The 2,511-nt window shown below is 66.6% G+C and carries 1 pseudogene; it reads left to right on the forward strand.

The window, feature by feature from the left end:
* Nucleotides 1-2,233 (forward strand): annotated as a pseudogene (locus tag Q0Q02_RS23775) (hypothetical protein); the annotation flags it as partial.
* Nucleotides 2,234-2,511: the final 278 nt, after the last annotated feature.

A 2,511-nucleotide genomic window follows, 5' to 3' on the forward strand; every position in this document is an offset into this window, starting at 1 on the left:
ACCAGCACAAATGCCGGCGCTTCACTGGATGGGTTTCTCACCGCCGCGCACAGCGGTCGATGCGTTGAGCCGGCAACTGCTGATCACGCCGCGCAACCGCGACGTCGCCGCACTCAACGAACGCGTTCGTGAGCGGCTTCAGGCCAATGGCCGGCTCGGCCCCGATCTCGTGCGGGTCAAGGCATTGCCGCGCGGCAAGCGCGAGGGCAGCGAGCCGGTCACGATCCCGCTCGCCGTCGGCGACCGCATCGTGTTCGGTGCCCGGCTCGAACTGCGCTCCCTCACCGTCTTCAATTCCGATGTTGCACGCATCATGGCGATCGACGCCGATCCGGCCGATCCGCGTCTGACCTTCTTACTCGATCGCCAGGGGGACGATGGCGAGCCGCTCTCCTTCATGGTCCGCTACCGCGAACTCGTCTCCCGCTTCAGCGACGCCGGCGTGCCCGAGTTGCAGCATGCCTATGCGATGACGGTTCATGGCGCGCAGGGTGCGACCGTCGAACGTGCTGTACTCGTCGACGTCGAGGGCCTGAGTGCCGAGGCATCCTATGTCGGGATGACCCGCCACCGCGATCGTCTCTCCCTTCATCTCAGCGCGGAGAAGAGTCTGTCGCGCCACCGCCGCGAGGTCTTCCGGCTGTCGCGCCGCAATGAGCTGGTCGATCACGAAGTGCCCGATCGGGCCACTGTGACGCTGACGAAAGAGGAGCGCGATGCAGCCATAGCGCTCGCCAAGGCCCGCATGCGCCGCCCGCAGGTCGACCCCAACCCCTCTTTCCATGTCTTCGATAAGGCGACCTGGCTCGCCGCGGACGACCCTGTCGGGGAATTTCGGCGCCAGGCGGCGCGTCGTGGCGGACGCGGCGGCATCGGTCGAATGGCGCCGGAAGCACCAGAGATCGCCGGCTCAGGTGATGCGACAGCCCTCTCGCAAGCGGAGGTCGATCGCCTCGATGCGATCCCGCTCGGTTCCGGGCCGGTCCTGAATGCGTTCCAGCTGCATGCTTTAGCGCCCTCGCGCCTGCATCACGAGTCGTCCGGCATCACCCTTGCCATAGATGGAAACCGCCCCGACTGGTCGGACGATCAATCGCAGGCGCTCGCCGAACGTCGTGCCACGCAGGATCACCCGCTCGTGCAGATGGCGGTCCTGCTTCTGAAGAAGCCCCTGCGCTGGGCGCGAGCTTGGGTACGGCGCAGCTTCGGATTGAGCGGTCTCAATCCCCTCGCCGGCTCGGCTCACGCCGAGGACCGGCGCATCCGCGAGCGTCAGGACGCGATCGAGGCCGAAACTGTCGGGCTCTCGCCAGCACGGACCACCGCAACCGACATCGACGAGCGGGAAACGCGGTGGCAGCGGCGGCTCCAACGTTGGCGGGCCATGGAGAGAGCCGACGTCCAGCGCGCTTCGGAGAACGCGAGCGCGATCGAAAACCATGAACGCGCCGCAAGGCGGGTTCGGCGGTTCGAAGACTTGGCCACCAGGGATGCCGAGGCCGCGCGGCAATCCCCCTCGTTACTGGCGCCGGAACAGTCTCCTGAAATCGCGGACGCGACCTCTCCTGTCCCGCCACCCTCCGACCGCCACCGAGGCGACAGCACGGTCCATGGCGCGCGACCGCAGCCACTCTCTCCAACCAATGAAACCAGCCTGTCTTCCTCTCTCGCGCCTCCGGCGCGGAATGCGGCAGCGGTCGTGGAGCCCGCTTCGCCAGTCGATGATCGGCTCCAGGCCTCGCAGCGTCCGGTTCCGGCAGGCGTGGCCGCCCCGGCCGATCCCGGCACGATGGCCTCCGTGAGGCCAGCCCAATCCCCCGATGCGCCGCCACGGCCAAAGGTCAGGCGACCGCCCCCGCCGCATGCCAGCACGTTCGAGGAGATGGTCGCGCGTGTTGAAGCCCACATGGTCGAACACGAAATCCGCCCGACACTTCTGCCGTCACGCCCAGAGGCAGCGTCACAATCCACTTCCGATCAGAAGCGGCCCCCGGCGAAGATCGAACCGCCCCGCGAGATCCATCCGGGACAGAAGCCAGCTCACCTCCAGCATCGGCATCCGCCTGAGCGCCCCTCGCCCGAGAAGGTCGCCTCGGAGCATGCAAAGCCAAACGGAACGGCGTCCCAGGTTCCAACCACCGCTCCTCGCCAATCGACCACCGATCCGAGGCAAAAGAAGAAGAAGCGCTTCTGGCAACGCGTCCGGAAGACGCCGGACAGGGAACGGGATTGAACACGTATTGCTAGGCCGGTGTGTGTGCGTCGACCGACCTGACGCGCCATTGGACTAAGCCGCTCTCGCGGCAGGGCGCTGCGGCGTGTTCATCGCTGATATTTCGCCTGTGAGGCGTCGCATCCGAGGATTTGGGGGTCGTTTCCCCTGATCCCTGGAGGTCTCCATGATCGATGCCGTCACCGTCAGTCCGCTGCGCCAGCGGATGATCGAGGACATGACGATCCGCCAGTTCGGCGAGCACACGCAGCGCGATTATGTCCGGCAGGTCCGTGAGT

It is taken from the genome of uncultured Allobosea sp. (assembly GCF_945956895.1).
GTDB lineage: Bacteria > Pseudomonadota > Alphaproteobacteria > Rhizobiales > Beijerinckiaceae > Allobosea.